The organism is Polynucleobacter cosmopolitanus, from assembly GCF_002224225.1.
Lineage (GTDB): Bacteria > Pseudomonadota > Gammaproteobacteria > Burkholderiales > Burkholderiaceae > Polynucleobacter > Polynucleobacter cosmopolitanus.
Genome location: NZ_NJGG01000001.1, coordinates 56,727 through 74,869, shown reverse-complemented (window position 1 = coordinate 74,869; position 18,143 = coordinate 56,727). Strand labels below are relative to the sequence as shown.

16 protein-coding genes and 1 tRNA gene are annotated in these 18,143 nt (G+C 42.9%); 15 read left to right on the top strand and 2 right to left on the bottom strand.

The window, feature by feature from the left end:
- Positions 1-2: 2 nt before the first annotated feature.
- Positions 3-1,103: an aromatic ring-hydroxylating oxygenase subunit alpha gene (locus AOC33_RS00415; protein ID WP_089514637.1), complete on the bottom strand. Its 1,101-nt coding sequence runs from the start codon at positions 1,101-1,103 to the stop codon at positions 3-5.
- Positions 1,104-1,257: 154 nt separating this feature from the next.
- On the opposite strand from AOC33_RS00415, the gene xseB reads away from it, so the two are divergent.
- Genes xseB through folE2 form a run of 4 tightly spaced genes read left to right on the top strand, consistent with a single transcriptional unit; the run spans position 1,258 to position 5,172 of the window.
- Positions 1,258-1,491, top strand: a complete 234-nt coding sequence (gene xseB / locus AOC33_RS00410) for an exodeoxyribonuclease VII small subunit (RefSeq protein WP_089514636.1) — start codon at positions 1,258-1,260, stop codon at positions 1,489-1,491.
- 1 nt (position 1,492) lies between these two features.
- A complete protein-coding gene (locus AOC33_RS00405) occupies positions 1,493-2,392 on the top strand; it encodes a polyprenyl synthetase family protein (RefSeq protein WP_089514635.1) in 900 nt (299 codons plus the stop codon).
- A gap of 33 nt (positions 2,393-2,425) precedes the next feature.
- A complete protein-coding gene (gene dxs, locus AOC33_RS00400) occupies positions 2,426-4,330 on the top strand; it encodes a 1-deoxy-D-xylulose-5-phosphate synthase (RefSeq protein WP_089514634.1) in 1,905 nt (634 codons plus the stop codon).
- 20 nt (positions 4,331-4,350) lie between these two features.
- Positions 4,351-5,172, top strand: coding sequence for a GTP cyclohydrolase FolE2 (folE2, locus tag AOC33_RS00395; protein ID WP_089514633.1), 822 nt, complete (start codon positions 4,351-4,353; stop codon positions 5,170-5,172).
- Between the two features lie 13 nt (positions 5,173-5,185).
- On the opposite strand, the gene tsaD is transcribed toward folE2, so the two are convergent.
- Entirely contained in the window at positions 5,186-6,250 is a 1,065-nt protein-coding gene (gene tsaD / locus AOC33_RS00390) for a tRNA (adenosine(37)-N6)-threonylcarbamoyltransferase complex transferase subunit TsaD (RefSeq protein WP_089514632.1), read from the bottom strand.
- Positions 6,251-6,330: 80 nt separating this feature from the next.
- Between tsaD and rpsU the strand changes: the two genes are divergently transcribed.
- The 11 genes from rpsU (at position 6,331) to AOC33_RS00335 (ending at position 18,077) form a co-directional block, all read left to right on the top strand.
- Positions 6,331-6,543, top strand: a complete 213-nt coding sequence (gene rpsU / locus AOC33_RS00385) for a 30S ribosomal protein S21 (protein WP_088813122.1) — start codon at positions 6,331-6,333, stop codon at positions 6,541-6,543.
- 89 nt (positions 6,544-6,632) lie between these two features.
- Positions 6,633-7,079: a GatB/YqeY domain-containing protein gene (locus AOC33_RS00380; RefSeq protein WP_089514631.1), complete on the top strand. Its 447-nt coding sequence runs from the start codon at positions 6,633-6,635 to the stop codon at positions 7,077-7,079.
- Positions 7,080-7,101: 22 nt separating this feature from the next.
- Positions 7,102-8,952: a DNA primase gene (dnaG, locus tag AOC33_RS00375; protein WP_089514630.1), complete on the top strand. Its 1,851-nt coding sequence runs from the start codon at positions 7,102-7,104 to the stop codon at positions 8,950-8,952.
- A gap of 117 nt (positions 8,953-9,069) precedes the next feature.
- Positions 9,070-11,628: an RNA polymerase sigma factor RpoD gene (gene rpoD / locus AOC33_RS00370; RefSeq protein ID WP_089514629.1), complete on the top strand. Its 2,559-nt coding sequence runs from the start codon at positions 9,070-9,072 to the stop codon at positions 11,626-11,628.
- Positions 11,629-11,635: 7 nt separating this feature from the next.
- Positions 11,636-11,712: transfer RNA gene (locus AOC33_RS00365), tRNA-Ile, on the top strand.
- A 119-nt stretch (positions 11,713-11,831) separates the two neighbouring features.
- Complete coding sequence (locus AOC33_RS00360; RefSeq protein ID WP_089514628.1) at positions 11,832-12,179, top strand: FKBP-type peptidyl-prolyl cis-trans isomerase; 348 nt, start codon at positions 11,832-11,834, stop codon at positions 12,177-12,179.
- A gap of 508 nt (positions 12,180-12,687) precedes the next feature.
- A complete protein-coding gene (locus tag AOC33_RS00355; protein WP_089515542.1) occupies positions 12,688-13,479 on the top strand; it encodes a bacteriorhodopsin-like in 792 nt (263 codons plus the stop codon).
- A 91-nt stretch (positions 13,480-13,570) separates the two neighbouring features.
- Positions 13,571-14,503, top strand: a complete 933-nt coding sequence (locus AOC33_RS00350; RefSeq protein ID WP_089514627.1) for a polyprenyl synthetase family protein — start codon at positions 13,571-13,573, stop codon at positions 14,501-14,503.
- Entirely contained in the window at positions 14,487-15,980 is a 1,494-nt protein-coding gene (crtI, locus tag AOC33_RS00345; RefSeq protein ID WP_089514626.1) for a phytoene desaturase family protein, read from the top strand. The genes AOC33_RS00350 and crtI overlap by 17 nt, the downstream gene beginning before the upstream one ends.
- Positions 15,977-16,921, top strand: a complete 945-nt coding sequence (locus tag AOC33_RS00340) for a phytoene/squalene synthase family protein (RefSeq protein ID WP_089514625.1) — start codon at positions 15,977-15,979, stop codon at positions 16,919-16,921. Before crtI ends, AOC33_RS00340 begins: the two co-directional genes overlap by 4 nt.
- The gene (locus AOC33_RS00335; protein ID WP_089514624.1) at positions 16,905-18,077 is read left to right on the top strand and encodes a lycopene cyclase family protein; all 1,173 of its coding nucleotides are present in this window, start codon (positions 16,905-16,907) and stop codon (positions 18,075-18,077) included. Before AOC33_RS00340 ends, AOC33_RS00335 begins: the two co-directional genes overlap by 17 nt.
- Positions 18,078-18,143: the final 66 nt, after the last annotated feature.

Here is an 18,143-nt window from a genome sequence, read left to right as displayed (position 1 = left end):
CTTTACTTGTAGGACATTGCTTTTCTGTACCACTCGTGGAAGTGTTGCATGCCATCTTCCATCGGGCTTTGATATGGACCCACTTCATTCACACCGCGATCCAGGAGGGCTTTTCTACCTTGGTCCATGCGTTCTGCAATTTCGTCATCTTCAATGCATGTTTCCATGTAAGCAGCTCTTTCTGCTTCAATGAACTCTCGCTCAAACAATGCAAGCTCTTCTGGGTAATAAAACTCAACGATGTTTCTGGTTTTATTCACGCCCATGGGTTGCAGCGTTGACACACATAAAACACCTGGATACCACTCCACCATGATGTTCGGATAGTAAGTTAACCAAATGGCGCCATGCTTTGGCATTTTTTCTGGATGGGTTTTTAAAACGGCATCGTGCCAACGTTGATAAGTTGGCGAGCCAGCATGCTTCAATTGATTTTTAATGCCAACGGTTTGAACACTGAACCAGTCTTCAAATTGCCAAGATAAATCTTCGCAAGAAACAAACTTGCCTAAGCCAGGGTGGAAGGGTTCAACGTGATAGTCCTCGAGGTAGACCTCAATGAATGTTTTCCAGTTGTAATTACATTCATGCACTTCTACGTGATCCAACATGTATCCAGAGAAATCCAGATCTTTTGAAATCCCCATGTTCATCAAGTCAGCATGAACATCTCTTGGGCCCTCAAATAGAAGACCTTGCCAGTTTTGTAAAGGACTCTTACCTAAATTCAGGCAAGGTTGATCATCAAAATGCGGTGCACCCAATAAAGTGCCATCCGTTTTATAGGTCCAGCGGTGCAATGGGCAAACAATATTGTCTACATGGCCTCGTCCGTTCAGCATGATGGCTTGACGGTGGCGACACACATTTGAGAGCAGTTCAATCCCTTGATCGTTGCGGATCAATACGCGACCTTCATTCTCGGCACTTAAGGTTTGGTAGTCACCAATTTCTGGAACCATGAGCTCATGACCGACGTAACCAGGCCCCTGCTTAAAAAGCAGGTCAATTTCTCTTTGATACAGCTCTGCATCAAAGTAAGCCGATACTGGCAGTTGTAGCTTGGACTGCGCAAGATGCTGCGCGCTAGCTAGATTAGTCATTCTTCCCACCCCCGAAAAAAGTCAGCCGAAGCTAAGCGGAATAACCAATCCAACCATCGACGGGTCGATATTGGATAGGGAAAAAGATTATAACCGTCCCTAAAGCCTTAAAATCGGTCAGTGAATTGTTTTTTATCAAATAAAAGGGATTTTTATGCCTAAAAAGACTGGCGCTGAAGCTACTCCTGCTTCCTCCACTTCTTTGAGCCCTGATCTTCGTTATGAGGATGCTGTTTCTGAGCTCGAGGGTTTGATCGCGACCATGGAATCGGGCAAGTTAAGTCTTGAAGATACCTTGACTGCTTATAAGCGTGGCGCTGAATTATTGAAGCATTGCCAGCATGTTTTAGGGCAGGTTGAGCAGCAAGTGAAGATGGTTCAAGGGTAATTTGAAGCCGGGTGATTCAACTTCTGTCTGGCTGCAACGTTCAACAGAGCGTCTGGATCAGGCCATCCTCAGATATGTTGATGAGCAAGTCTCAGTTGCATCAGGCTTGAAGTCTGCCATACACTATGCCGCCACTGGCGGTGGCAAAAGAGTGCGCCCTTTATTGACTTACGCAACAGCCAGTCTTGCTGGTAAAGAGTTGGACCAGGTGGCTGGACTTGATGCCTGTGCAGTGGCTCTGGAATTGTTTCACACGTATTCATTGGTTCATGATGATTTGCCTTGCATGGATAACGACGACCTACGTCGTGGCAGACCAACCGTTCATAAAGCGTTTGATGAAGCCAGTGCCCTGTTGGTGGGTGATGCCCTGCAAACCATGGCGTTTCAGTTGATTGCGCAAAGCGCACTCAACGACGCTCAGAAAGTACAAGTGATCACCAGCCTGAGCACGGCTGGTGGCATGGCTGGTATGGCGGGTGGTCAAGCCATTGATTTGGCAAGTGTTGGTAAACAGTTAACGCAAAATGAACTAGAGCAGATGCACCGTTTAAAAACAGGAGCTCTGTTAAGAACGGCTGTGCAAATTGGTGCAATTGCGATTCATTTGAATGACCAAGAGAAAAAATCCTTGGATGTGTTTGCCAGTGCTTTGGGTTTGGCGTTTCAGGTGGTGGATGATGTTTTGGATGCGAGTTCAGATAGTCAAACTTTGGGCAAAACCGCAGGAAAAGATGCTGCTGCCAATAAGCCAACATTTGTTTCTTTGATGGGTTTGGATGGCGCAAGAGAATTTGCAAGACAATTGCATCAAGAAGCCCTCGATAGCCTGAGCATTTGGGGCGACAATGCTGACTTATTAAGAGCTATTGCTAGTAAAGTGGTGAATAGAGAGAACTGACAGCAGTCTTGCTGACTGCAATTAAAATAATTTATGACTGATTTACTTAAAACAATTGATGATCCAAAAGATTTACGCGAGTTAAGTCGGGATCAATTACCAAAGCTTGCGGCAGAGTTGCGCGAATTTTTGGTGGATTCAGTTGCAAAGACTGGTGGACATCTATCGTCTAATTTGGGCACGGTTGAATTAACAGTGGCCTTGCATTACGTGTTTCAAACACCTTATGACCGCTTGATTTGGGATGTGGGTCATCAAAGTTACCCACATAAAATTTTGACAGGTCGTCGTGAGCGCATGGATACGCTCAGACAGTATGGTGGCATCTCAGGTTTCCCGCGTCGTTCTGAAAGTGAATACGATACTTTTGGTACAGCTCATTCTTCAACCAGTATCTCTGCAGCAATTGGTATGGCACTGGGTGCTCGTGCTCAAGGCGAAAAGCGCGTGGCCGTGGCCGTGATTGGTGATGGTGCGATGAGTGCCGGTATGGCCTTTGAAGCCTTGAACAATGGCGGCATACACAAAGATTTACCTTTGGTCGTGGTTCTGAATGATAACGACATGTCGATTTCTCCAGCAGTGGGCGCCTTGAACCGTTATTTGGCGCGTTTGATGAGTGGTCGTTTTTACGCCGCCACCAAAAAAGGTTTGGACAGTGTTTTATCGATGGCGCCACCTTTGCGAGAATTTGCAAAAAGATTAGAAGAGCACGCCAAAGGCATGGTTGTGCCTGGAACTATTTTTGAAGAGTTTGGTTTTAATTACATTGGACCAATTGATGGTCACGATCTTGACTCTTTGGTGCCGACTCTTCAAAACGTCAGACGTTTGGCCTTGGATGGTGAAGGCCCACAGTTTTTGCATGTGGTCACTAAAAAAGGACAAGGTTACAAATTAGCAGAAGCTGATCCTATTCTTTATCACGGACCAGGTAAGTTTGATCCTGCACAGGGCATTAATACTGCAAAACCAAGTGCCCCAAGTAAAAAAACATTCACACAAATTTTTGGTGAATGGTTGTGCGATATGGCTGAGGCAGACAAGCGTTTGGTCGCAGTCACGCCAGCGATGCGCGAAGGATCTGGCTTGGTCGAATTTGAGGCGCGCTTCCCTGATCGTTATTTCGATGTTGGTATTGCTGAACAGCACGCTGTGACCTTTGCGGGTGGCTTGGCTTGCGAAGGTATGAAACCAGTGGTTGCGATTTACTCAACATTCTTGCAACGTGGTTACGATCAGTTGATCCATGATGTGGCCTTGCAAGACCTGCCAGTTGTCTTTGCAATGGATCGTTCAGGTTTGGTTGGAGCAGACGGTGCGACCCACGCTGGTGCTTATGACATCCCTTACTTGCGTTGTATTCCAAACATGTTGTTGATGGCTCCTGCAGACGAAGCAGAGTGCCGTGATTTATTGACCACCGCTTTTAAACAAAATCATCCATCGGCTGTGCGCTATCCGCGCGGTGCTGGAGTTGGTGCCGTCGTGAGTAAAGAACTCAAAGAATTACCGCTGGGTAAAGCTGAAATTAGACGCAGCACTCCAGGTCTTCAAGGTAAAAAAGTGGCGATTCTTGCATTCGGTACCTTGTTGTACCCAGCGCTAGAAGTTGCGCCTGACTTTGACGCCACGGTTGTGAATATGCGATTCATCAAGCCATTGGACGTTGATCTTGTGTGCAAGATGGCCCAAGAGCATGACTTGATTGTCACCTTGGAAGAAGGTGCTGTGGGTGGTGGGGCAGGCAGTGCTTGCCTTGAAGCCTTATCAGTAGCAGGCATTCAAGTGCCAACTTTGGTGCTCGGTTTGCCTGATCGATTCGTTGATCATGGCGACCATGCTTTGCTGATGAAAGAGTGTGGTTTGGATGCGGCAGGCATTCGCAAAGCCATTGCGGAAAAACTGGGAATTCCAGCAAAACAGCAAGCTGCGTAAAATTGCAGGACAATATAGCCATGAATGACATCAACACATCTTTCCTAAAAACATCGGCCATGGCCGATGTTCAGTCGTCCGTTGACCATCGCAACATCGTGATTAATCGCGTTGGAATTCGTGGTGTGCGCCATCCTATTCAGGTCACAACCGAATCAGGCGTGCAACCTAGCGTTGCCATGATTGATTTAGATGTTTTATTACCAGCGGATAAAAAGGGCACACACATGTCCCGTTTTATCGCTTTGTTGCAAGACAGTCATGCGCCTTTGAATGCTCATGAGATGCGTTCAATGATTGGCAAAATGTTGCCATTGCTAGAAGCGCAGGCTGGTCAGATTTCACTTAAATACACTCACTTCATCAATAAAACAGCACCGATCTCTGGTGTACAAAGTTTGCTTGATTACGATGTGACTTGGGTGGCTAACGCTAAAAATTTGAATGGCCAAGTAGAGGTAGATTTAAAGCTTCAGGCTGTTGTGCCTGTCACAAGCTTGTGCCCATGCTCAAAAGAGATCTCTGAGTACGGCGCTCACAATCAACGCTCACATGTCACGATGAATGTGACTTTACAAAAAGACATTGATTTGAGCATTGAAGATTTGGTCAGGATCGCTGAAGCAGAGGCTTCATGTGAGTTGTGGGGCTTGTTAAAGCGCCCAGATGAAAAGTTCGTGACCGAAAGAGCTTACGACAATCCAAAGTTTGTTGAAGATTTGGTGCGTGATGTGGCCGGTCGATTGAAGGCAGATGAAAGAATCAAATCTTTTGTTGTTGAAGCTGAAAACTTTGAGTCGATTCACAACCACAGTGCGTATGCACTGATTCAGTCAGACTAATTCTTTAGAATTTTCACTCTAAATCATCCAAAGGCCATCGGGGCCTCACGTCAAATCCCCAATGTTTGGTAGCAAGTTGGGGATTTTTCTTTAGGCGCATAGCGCCAGCAAAAGCAATCATCGCACCATTGTCGGTGCACAAATGCATCGGTGGGTAATGAACTGAAAAATCTTCTTTAGCGCAAGACTGAGCTAAAGATTCTCTCAGTTGTTCATTGGCGCCAACTCCACCAGCGACAACCAAAGTTGTTAAGCCCGTTTGCTTCAAAGCACTGATGGATTTACTGACCAACACTTCGACGATGGCATCAACAAATCCTCTGGCGACATCCGCTTTAGCCGAATCACTCAAGTGACCATTGTTGGCAGCAGTGACTTTTTTAACTTGGGTCAGTACCGATGTTTTTAAACCAGCAAATGAAAAATCCAAATCACCAGAATGTTTCATGGGTCTAGGAAATTGATGGGTGCTTGGATTACCAGTTTTGGACAAATTTGAAACAGCCGGTCCTCCTGGGTAACTCAAGCCCAACATCTTGGCAGTTTTATCAAACGCCTCGCCAGCAGCATCATCCAAAGTTTCTCCAAGGATCGTGTATTCGCCAACCCCAGTCACTTTCATGAGTTGCGTGTGCCCACCTGACACCAAGAGGGCCACGAATGGAAAATTAATATTGGCATCATCGGCCAGTAATGGCGATAAAAGGTGACCTTCCAGGTGGTGGATGCCCAAAACGGGCTTATTCAGGGCCAAGGCCATGCCTTTTGCCACGGATGCGCCCACCAAAAGTGCTCCGGCCAGGCCGGGACCTTGGGTAAAAGCGATCGCATCAATGTCTTCTAAGCCACCAGGAGTTTCTTTAAGTACCTGATTTATAAGAGGTATTATTCTTTTGATGTGATCTCGAGAGGCTAATTCGGGTACCACGCCGCCGTAATCAATGTGCATGGCTATTTGAGAGTACAGAGCTTGGCCTAATAAGCCCATCCCAGCAGGCTTCCCGGCCTCCCAGGGGGCTGTATCCACAATTGCCACACCTGTTTCATCACAAGAAGTTTCTATACCAAGTACTCGCATGACTGTATTTTGCCGTGCTACAATCTCGTTTTACAGTTTTTTCTGACTTTTTTTTCAGATCCTATTTAGAGAACTACAGCATGACAACAATCCGCTTACGCGAAAACGAACCATTTGAAGTAGCACTGCGCCGTTTCAAGCGCACCATCGAGAAGAACGGTCTTTTGACTGAGCTACGTGCTCGTGAGTTCTACGAAAAGCCAACAGCTGAGCGCAAGCGTTTGAAGGCTGCTGCTGCTAAACGCCATTACAAGCGTATTCGCAGCCAGATGTTGCCTAAGAAAATGTATTAATTTTTTCTCAGGCTGGATTTCTAGCCTTGGGATAAGACAAACCCACTGACGGTTATCCCGCAGTGGGTTTTTTTATTTGAGGAGTAAAGATGAGCTTAAAAGACCAAATCACAGAAGATATGAAAAATGCTATGCGCGCAAAAGACACTGCTCGCTTGGGAACAATCCGTTTATTGTTAGCTGCCATGAAGCAAAAAGAAGTGGATGAGCGCATTGAGTTGGATGACGGCGCGGTGGTTGCCATCATTGAAAAACTGATCAAGCAACGCAAGGATTCTATTTCTCAATTTCAGGCGGCCAAGCGTGATGACTTGGTGGCAATTGAGAGTGCTGAACTGATTGTTTTGCAGGCTTATATGCCAGAGCAAATGTCTGAAGCCGAAGTGGCTGCAGTAGTTGCAAAAGCAGTGACAGAAGTTGGCGCAACTGGGCCACAAGATATGGGCAAGGTGATGGGTCTTGTTAAATCACAATTGGCTGGTAAAGCTGATATGGGTGTTGTCTCTGCTCAAGTGAAAGCTGCTTTAACAAAATAAAGAATTGTCATAGACTGCCAACATGATTCCTCAATCCTTCATTGCTGATTTATTGAATCGCATCGATATCGTCGAGGTTGTGGGGCGTCATGTGACATTGAAAAAAGGCGGCGCTAACTTTCAAGGTTTGTGCCCCTTTCATAACGAGAAGTCTCCATCATTCAGCGTCTCACCGACCAAACAGTTTTATCACTGCTTCGGTTGTGGAGCGCATGGCTCTGCGATCAGTTTTCTCATGGAGCATTCTGGTCTAACGTATGTAGATGCTATTGAAGAATTGGCAAGATCTGCTGGCTTGACTGTGCCACGTGAAGAGCGCAGACCACAAGACCTTGCTAAGCAACAGCAAGCAATGGCCCTCAGTGAAGTCATGTCTCCGGCGGCTGATTGGTATAAGCAACAGCTAAAAAAAAATACACGGGCCATTGATTACCTAAAAGGTCGTGGCTTGAGTGGAGAAATTGCTAAGCGATTTAACTTGGGTTACGCGCCAGAATCTTGGCAGGGATTGGAAGCTGTTTTTGGTTCATATTCTCAAGACTCGATCGCCAATGTTTTGGTTGAAGCTGGACTGATTATTCAGTCTGAAGCAAAACGCTATGATCGTTTTCGTGATCGAATCATGTTCCCAATTCGCAATCCCAAAGGGCAGGTAATTGCTTTCGGAGGTCGAATCTTAGATGCTGGCGAACCTAAATATTTAAATTCACCAGAAACACCACTGTTCTCTAAAGGCAATACTTTGTATGGTTTGTTTGAAGCGCGACAAGCCATCAGAGATAAGGGGTATGTGATTGTTTGTGAGGGCTACATGGATGTGGTGGCGCTTGCTCAATTGGGCTTTGCCAATGGTGTGGCCACTTTGGGTACGGCGTGTACAGCCAATCACGTCAGAGCGTTGATGCGTCAAACTGATCGCATCATTTTTTCATTCGACGGTGATGCTGCAGGTCAGCGTGCTGCGAAGAGAGCTCTTGAAGCTTGTTTGCCAATGATGGCTGATGACAAAGAAATCAAATTCTTATTTTTGCCAACAGAACACGATCCTGATAGTTTTGTCAGAGAGCGTGGTGCACCAGCATTTGATGAAGCAATTCGCCAAGCGATGCCTCTATCTTCGTTTTTAATTCAAGTGGCCAATGAAGGTCATGATTGGAATACACCTGAAGGTAGAGCGCAAACCCAACATGCAGCTAAGCCATTGTTGTTATCGATGCCTGCGATCGCATTAAGAGCGCAATTGATTCGTGAGTTGGCTCAAAGAATTGGCATTACTCCTGCAGAGCTTGAATCATTTTGTGGATTCAAACCTGTTGTTGAGCAAAAACCAATGACGCAGGTAGCAAACAATGGATCAAATAAATACATGACTGGTGCCGGCTCGAATGGTAAAAAGCCATGGGCTAAAAAAGCACCTGTTTCATCTGGCCCGCCACCCACAGCGCCAACCGATTTGGCAGAGCAAATTTTAAGAATTCTTTTGCAATTCCCATTCTTTGCCAGAACTCTTGAGCCTGAAGCTAAGCGACTGATTTTGGGCGCAGCCCAAAAAAGATCAGAGAAGGCCATGGCATTGATGGCAGATTTGATTTTCCAGTGTGAGCAAATGCCATCCAATGTTGGTTTTGCGGTATTTCAGGAACAATTGGATCGGGCGCCTTTGGCCAAGTCTTATGCCATCCTTCGTGAAAGAATCATGCAAAGTGATTTAACCGAAGATATTGCCAAAGAAGACTTTTACAGCACCCTTAAAAAACTGGAACATATTGATTTAAAGGATCAAATGACCGAAATCGCTACCAGAATAGCGGCTGGTCAAACCCAGGAAGGCGATGTTGAGCGCTACCGTCAATTAATGACAAAACTCAAATAATCTGGAAAAACTCCAACTCACCGACTATAATACAAGGTTTCCGAATTTCTAATGAAATTCAATAAGTTAGCAGTTCTGTAACTTCTTAGTCTATTAAAGTGAGTGAGTACTAACATTATGCCAGCATCTAAAGCCAAAAAAGTCATTTCTAAGGCAGCCCCCAAAAAAGTAATTGCAAAACCAGTGGCTAAGAAGCCAGCTGCAAAAGTTGCTAAGCCGGCACCAAAAAAAGCAGCCACCAAACCTGTGGCTAAAAAACCTGTAGCCAAACCAGTGGCTAAGAAGCCAGCTGCAAAAGTTGCTAAGCCGGCACCAAAAAAAGCAGCCACCAAACCTGTGGCTAAAAAAGTTGCCGCCAAACCAGTGGCCAAGAAAGCTGCTGCTAAGCCTGTGGCTAAAAAAGCTGTCAAAGCAGTTGCTAAGCCAGCGCCTAAAAAAGCAGTAGCAAAGCCTGTGGCTAAAAAAGCCATTGCTAAGGTTCCAGCTAAGCCAGTTAAGCCAACCAAGCCTGCAGTTAAAACAGCAAAAGAATTAAAAGAAGAAGCAAAGCTAGCCAAAGCTTTGGCTAAAGAATTGGCCAAAGCAGAAAAACAAAAAAATGCTGGCAAGAAAGTTAAAGAGAGCGAAGCAACTTTAGAAGTTGCAGTAGATGAAAACGGCGAGCCCATTAAAAAAACACGTGGACGTAAACCAAAGCCAGTAGAGCCGGTTGATCCAAATGTGGATAACCGCACAGATCGTCAAAAGGCACGTGATCGCAAAGCAAAAGAAAAAGCATTGTTGCAAGAGTTCAATGCTCAGAAATTAGGCAGTGAAGAACAACAAGAGTTGCGCCGTGCTCGCTTGAAGCATTTGATCAAGATGGGTAAGTCACGCGGCTACTTAACGCATGGCGAAATCAATGACGTGATGTCAGATGAAATTTCTGATTCTGATTCATTGGAAACATTGATCAGCTTGTTGAGCGACATCAGCATCACTGTTTACGAACAAGCACCTGATGCAGAAACATTGTTGTTAAATGAAAATGCGCCATCTGCCACAACCGAAGAAGAAGCTGAAGAAGAAGCTGAAGCAGCTTTATCAACTGTTGACTCTGAGTTTGGTAGAACAACAGATCCAGTCCGTATGTACATGCGTGAAATGGGCACAGTTGATCTTTTAACTCGCGAAGGCGAGATTGTCATTGCTAAGAAAATTGAAGCCGGTCTTAAAGAAATGGTGATGGCATTGTCAGCATGCCCTGTAACGATCATTGAGATTTTGGATAACGTCAAGAAGATCGAAGAAGGCACGATGGAGATTGATGAGTTTGTCGATGGTTTGGTTGATCCAAACGCAGAAGACATTCCAATGACTGCCGTTGAAGAAGAAGAGCCTCTTGAAGATGAAGAAGGTGAAGAGGGTGATGAAGAATCAGGTGGCGGCGGTGGTGGTAACACTGCATCAGCCAAGCAGCTTGAAGAATTAAAGCAACTTTCTCTCGTTAAGTTTGTGGTGATCCGCAATCAATTTGACAAGATGCGCAAAGCGCATGAGAAAGAGGGCTACAACTCTCCTGGCTACAAAAAAGCACAAGAAGCGATTCGTAATGAATTGATGGGCTTCCGTTTAACGGCCAAGTCTGTAGAAAAACTATGCGACACGATGCGCAAGCAAGTTGATCAAGTATGGACATTGGAGCGCAGCTTGGTTCGAGTACTTGTAGATAAAGTGGGTGTGCCGCGTGGTGAAGTTCTAGCAGCTCTACCAAAACAAGCATTGAACTTGAAGTGGTCTTCAATCTTGTTGAAAGATGCCAAGTCTTACGCAGCCATCCTTGAAAGAAACATCCCTGCAATTCAAGAAATTCAACAAAAGTTAATTGATATTCAAAATAACGTGGTCTTGCCACTTCCAGAATTAAAAGAAGTGAACAAGAAGATGAACGAGGGCGAAAAACGTGCTCGTGCTGCTAAACGTGAAATGACTGTTGCTAACTTGCGTTTGGTGATTTCGATTGCTAAAAAATACACCAACCGTGGTTTGCAGTTCTTGGACTTGATCCAAGAGGGCAATATTGGTTTGATGAAGGCGGTCGATAAGTTTGAATACCGTCGTGGTTATAAGTTCTCAACATACGCAACATGGTGGATTCGTCAGGCGATCACGCGTTCAATCGCTGACCAGGCCCGCACAATCCGTATTCCTGTTCACATGATTGAAACCATCAATAAGATGAATCGTATCAGTCGTCAAATTTTGCAAGAGACAGGTGTAGAGCCTGATGCTGCAACATTGGCGTTGAAGATGGAGATTCCAGAAGACAAGATTCGCAAGATCATGAAGATCGCTAAAGAGCCTATCTCAATGGAAACTCCAATTGGTGATGATGCTGATTCAAACTTGGGCGACTTCATCGAAGACACGAACACTTTGGCTCCACAAGAAGCTGCTTTGCATGATTCAATGCGTGATGTGGTCAAAGACATCCTTGATTCATTGACACCGCGTGAAGCCAAAGTGTTGAGAATGCGTTTTGGTATTGAGATGAGCACTGACCATACTTTGGAAGAAGTGGGTAAACAGTTTGACGTTACACGTGAGCGTATACGTCAAATTGAAGCAAAAGCTTTGCGTAAAATGCGTCATCCAAGCAGAAGCGACAAACTGAAGAGCTTCTTAGAGGAAGATTAATCCATAAGGGCCCTTAGCTCAGTTGGTTAGAGCAGAGGACTCATAATCCTTTGGTCCGCGGTTCAAGTCCGCGAGGGCCCACCAGTCGTAACGAACCCTCATCAGCAATGATGGGGGTTTTATCTATTAAGACTCAATTCTCCACTCAATGAAGTGCTTAAATTTAGGGTAAGATTCTTAAAACAATCCTTGGCACTGATCAAATGATACAAACAAGTACCGGCCTTCGTTACGAAGATAAAGTCGTTGGAACTGGAGTAGGTGCGACCGTTGGCAAATCGGTTGCTATCCATTACACCTGTTGGCTCACAGGTTTTGGTAAAGATCCCGTCAAGATCGGTGAAACAGCTCGTTCAGACCCTTTTTGGTTCACCATCGGGGATAAGTTGGTTATTCAGGGTTGGGATGAAGCAGTGAGAGGTATGAAGGTTGGAGGAATAAGAGAAGTCATAATTCCCCCTTACCTAGCTTATGGTGCTGAAGGCCTTGGTAAAAAAGTACCACCTAATTCTGAATTAATCACTGAAATTGAATTAATCATCATTGATTGATGAATGACAGATGAAATACAGAGTTTGTCTGTCACAAATTGAGGTGCAGATATTAATTTTTGAAAATCAAAGATTGATAAAAAAATCGTAAAAACACGCAAAATTCCGGTAAATAAAAAAACTATAAACCGATAAAAAGAGTGATCAAGCTCTTGAAATCCAAATCATTTTATTTTGAGTGCCGGCTCTCATCATTTATGGATGATTGGCATATCCACCCCCTAGAAGCTCGATAAAGTAAGGGCCTGGAGAGAAGGCTTAGATAAACTTCTGATGAATCTTTTTTATTTAATAAAAATATTGATTGCAAAAAATAAAGTTGGCTCTTGAGCTAATGGTCTCCCCTAGATGGACCAAAATGATTTGGAATAGGGAAAACCACTAGTGTATCCACAAAAAATCAGAGTACTATGAGTCAGCTACTTGTCTAAGACAATTTAGTTATTCATGTGTTTTTAACTAATAGTTTTAAATGCAGTTACACAATAATTTTTTTATGGAGAAGCAAATGATTACATTCAAAAACGCTTTAATCCGATGTAAATCAGCACTAGGTTTGGTCACTCTAGGTCTTATTGCATCACCTGCATACGCAGAAACTCTGGTCCTCAAGTCAACAGACTTCGTTGGAATTTCATTTTGGTTGATTTCAATGGCGCTTGTTGCTTCAACAGCATTTTTCTTCTTGGAGAGAGATCGCGTTAGCCCTAAATGGAAGACTTCATTAACTGTATCAGGTTTGGTTACATTAATTGCTGCTGTGCATTATTTCTATATGCGCGATGTATGGGTTTCAACAGGTGCATCACCAACTGTTTTCCGTTACATCGACTGGTTAATCACAGTACCGCTATTGATGATTGAGTTCTACTTGATTCTTCAAGCAATTGCTAAAGTGCCAGTTGGCGTGTTTTGGCGTTTGATGATTGGTACATTGGTCATGTTGGTTGGTGGATACCTAGGCGAAGCTGGATACATGGCTGTATGGCCTGCATTCATCATCGGTATGATTGGTTGGGCATATATCCTTTGGGAAATCTTCGCAGGCGAAGCCAGCAAGATCAATGCACAACAAGCACCAGCAAATGTACAGTCAGCATTTAACTTAATGCGTTGGATTGTGACAATTGGTTGGGCAATCTATCCAATTGGTTATTTCTTCGGTTACCTAACAGGCGCTTCTCCAGAAGCTAGTTCCAATGCTTTGAATATCATTTACAACCTTGCTGACGTTCTAAACAAGATTGCATTTGGTGTGATCATTTGGTCAGTAGCTGTGTCTGAAAGCGAAAAGAAGTAATAGTCAATAACTAGAGTCATATATTCGGGCATATCTTTAAATTGATAAAAACAATTAAAAAGATGTGCCCGATATTTTTTGAAATCATTAAATGACAGCTCAAACATTAATTAAATTATCTAAATCATCAAAAGGTTTGGATTCATCTATTGACGAATTAATTCGTCAAGTTGATGCATTAATTAACGGGCACATATTCGGCACTGTTACCGAATCATCACAAATTCAAAACTTAGCGCTTCAGGCAGCTAAGTACCATCTAGATGCGCCAGGTCAAAAAGTTAGAATGAGACTTTGTCTCAGTGCATGTCTAGAATTAGATGTAGAGCATGACGATATGCTGATCATCTCAGCAGTATCTGAGTTATTGCATAACGCATCCCTTATCCATGATGATATTCAGGATATGGATGAGATCCGTAGAGGTCAAATAACGGTTTGGAAAAAATACAGTACTAACATTGCTATCTGTGCAGGCGATCTTTTGCTTTCAAGTGCTTATAGTTTGCTGGGTGGAATCAGCAACACAAAATTATTGCCAATCATTATTTCACTTGTTGGTCGACGCACTTCCTCGGTCATCGAGGGTCAGTCAGATGACATAGAATGCAAAGTCAATCCTATTCAATGCATTGATACCTACGTAAGAATTGCAAAGGCAAAATCCGGTGCTTTATTGGGCTTGCCGCTAGAGCTTGCAATCGTCTTATCGTCACAAAATCAATATTTGGAAATCGTTAGAAAAAGTGTCAGCGCTTTTTCTGTTGCATATCAAATGGCTGATGATCTGCAAGACATTGAAAAAGATTCACCGACCAATGGTCAGCAAAAATCACTGAACGTGGTTCATTTGCTAAAAGATGCGGGATCCGTCGATCCTGTTGGTAGTGCGATTAAGTTAACGGAACAATATTTATCAGAAGCGGGGCAGTCAGCAGAAATGTTGCCAGATGCCATGAGCGAACACCTGCTAAAAATGATTCAACAGATTCAAGCACAATTAAAAAATGACCACTATTCCTAGGCAGGCTGTAGTTATTGGTTCTGGCTTTGGTGGCATTGCTTCTGCTTTAAGATTGAGGGCTAAGGGTTATCAAGTAAAAATCATTGATAGAAGCCCGATGTTGGGAGGTAGGGCTCAAGTATTCGTCAGAAATGGGTTCAAGCATGATGCTGGACCAACGGTTATAACAGCGCCGTTTCTACTCGAAGAGTTATTTGAACTCTTTAACGAGAAACTTGAGGATCATGTTCAATTGGTCCCTCTGACACCATGGTATCGCTTTTATTTCTCAGATAAAACAACTTTTGATTATGGCGGTACGATCGAAGATACTCTGGCTGAAATCGATAAGATAGAGCCCCGAGATAAAGAGGGTTACAAAAAGCTACTCATTCATTCTAAAAATATCTATGACATAGCTTTTACAAAGCTATCGGCTATTCCATTTCATCGCTTTATGTTGATGATCTCTCTTGTGCCAAAACTGCTTGTTTTGAAGAGTTATGAGAGCGTTTGGGGAATGGTCTCAAGACATTTAATGAATCCAAAGTTACGACAAGCATTTTCAATCCAGCCATTATTGGTAGGGGGAAACCCGTTTTCAACGACGAGCATTTATGGACTGATCCATTATTTAGAAAGAAGATTCGGCGTCTTTTTTGCTATGGGTGGCACCGGCGCCATTGTTAATGCTTATAAGAACCTGATGGAAAGAAATAATATTGAAATTATTTTGAATCAATCTGTTAAGAAAATCATCATTGATAACGGTAAGGCCGTTGGGTTAACTCTGGATGATGGCTCTAAGGTGGGTGCCGATATCATCGTTTCTAACGCTGATCCTACATACCTGTACCAAAATATGGTTGATCAGGACGACGTTGCCATAGCGTCAAAGGTAAAAATTAAACTAGCCCATTATTCAATGGGCTTAATGGTGATCTACTTTGGTACCACTAGAAAATATCCTGATGTCGTCCATCATACTATTTGGCTAGGAAAAACCTATAAAGAATTGCTCAGTAATATTTTTGATAAAAAAATATTATCCGATGATTTCTCACTCTACATTCATCGCCCTACTGCAACAGATGCATCTTTTGCCCCTGAAGGTTGCGATAGTTTTTATGTCTTATGCCCAGTTCCTAATCTAAAGGCAGATATTGACTGGTCAATCGAGGGTGAAATACTCAAAAATAAAATCATTGATGCACTAGACCAAACGATTCTGCCTGATTTGAAAAAACACATGACTGAAGACTTTTTTATGACACCAAAAGACTTTCAGAGTAATTATCTAAGTACGCATGGGGCAGGATTTTCAATTGCTCCTTTATTTCGACAGTCAGCATGGTTTAGATTCCACAATAAGGCAGAAGGCATAAAAAACCTATACATCTCTGGGGCAGGAACTCATCCAGGAGCCGGATTGCCAGGCGTTCTTTGTTCAGCTAAAGTGATTGATCATCTAATACCAGTAGCTGCAGACTTTAAATGACCCCAGTTGATCAATATTCAATTGATTACATAAAAGAATCAAACAACATACTGGCCCAAAAAGGTAAAACTTTTTTTTGGGCTAAATTCCTTTTAAAGCATGAGCATGCAGAAGATGCAACGAGGCTCTACAGATTTTGTCGATATATAGATGATATTGGGGATGATGGTGACGATATAACTCTCGCACATCAGACTCTCTCGCAAATAATCACTGAGATCAATGCTGGCACATCAAATGACCCCGTCATCAACGATGCAATAAAACTTTTCAATAAGAAGAATATTGATACAAGAGTGCCTGTAGAGCTGATCCATGGTGTTTTGTCAGATCTAAAATCTGTTCGTATTGAATCTGAAGATCAACTTCTTATTTATTGTTATCAAGTTGCTGGTACGGTTGGCCTGATGATGAGTAAGATACTTGATGTAAGAGATGAGCAGGCATACGCTCATGCCATTGATTTGGGAATTGCTATGCAGCTTACCAACATTTGTAGAGATGTGGCAGAGGACGCCATGATGGATAGAAGGTATATTCCGGGAGGTATGTGCAAAAACCTAGAGCCAGGCTTATTCATTAATCCTGACATGGATACAAAAAACCTTATTTCTCAAAATCTAACTTATTTGCTGAATAGGGCAGATATTTATTATCAAAGCGGCCATCAGGGCCTATGTTTTTTGCCATTAAGAGCAAGAATGGGGATGGCGATTGCAGCATTTTTATACCGGCATATTGGAGTAAAACTTAAAAATAATCATTATGAGTTTTGGAATGGAAGAGTGTTTGTTTCAAAATCATTAAAGTTGGGTTTAACAATCCAAATACTGTTAAGCTCTTTTTTTGATACTGGTTTTTATAGGTACAAAGGACAGCATCAAGCCAAGCTTCATCAATCATTAAAAAATCTTCCTCACGTTCATGAATCAACACTTTGACCTTGTTATTATTGGTGGCGGTTGTGCAGGATTGAGTCTTGCTTACCAACTGTCTCAATTTGGCGAGAATTGTCCCAAAACTTTGATTATTGAAGAGCGGGAAGCTTATACAAATGATCGCACATGGTGCTTCTGGGATGTGAAGGGGCCCATCCATAGAGATTTAGCCCCGTTCAAGTGGAATACATTCTCGATCAAGAATAATCACATGGATTTTGAATATAGCTGCAACGAAACGCCATATTTAATGCTACCCAGTGACATTTTTTACAAAAATACTTTAAATGCCATTAATTCAAATAAAAAGATTCAGCTGCTAACTGGTGAAAAATTAGTTGATAAAGTCATCAAAAGAGATGCTTGGCATATTCCAACGTCAAAATTTTTAGCCACCGCCTCAAATGTTGTTGATACAAGACCAATCAAGTCTATGACTAAAAAAGATTCGCTGATGTGGCAATCTTTTGTTGGGTATGAGGTGGAGCTTGATGGCGCTCTATTTGTAGAAGATAAGTTGGTATTAATGGACTTTGATTCGAATTTTAAAGAAGGTTTAGCTTTTATCTACTGCCTGCCTACTTCAAATAGTAGAGCTTTGATAGAGTACACGGTATTTTCAGAGGATTTATTTACTGCCGATCAATTAACTGATCGACTGCTTGAGAAGATCGAAATATATACGCAAAACAAAAGTTACACAATTATTCGTCAGGAAAAGGGAATTCTGCCAATGGGGAATAATCATATTGAGCAGGTAGACGATCCCACATATTTATTTGCTGGCTTATTTGCGGGGGCCGCCAGACCAAGTTCAGGTTATGCTTTCCAGAGAATACAAACCTGGTCAAAAGATTGTGCTGTTGAATTAAAGAATAATCGCCAGTTAATAAAGTTTAAAAAAGACTCATGGATGCAAACTTGGATGGATTTCTTATTCATCACTGTCATCAAGAAAAATCCAATCATTGGGGCAAAGATATTTGTAGAGCTCTTTAAAAACTGTGATGTCAGGACTGTGGCTGATTTTATGTCGGATCATTCAAGCTTTTGGCAAAAATTGAAGATTATTGCTTCGCTACCTGCATTAACCTTTCTTTCAGCAATTCCTGAGTTAATACGTTCAAAGCGTCGTCTTGGTGGATCGATTGATGCGTAGGATTCTTCTATTTCAAAGTAATCTTGCAATAGTAATATCCTTATTGGTTGCATTACTAACATTGGG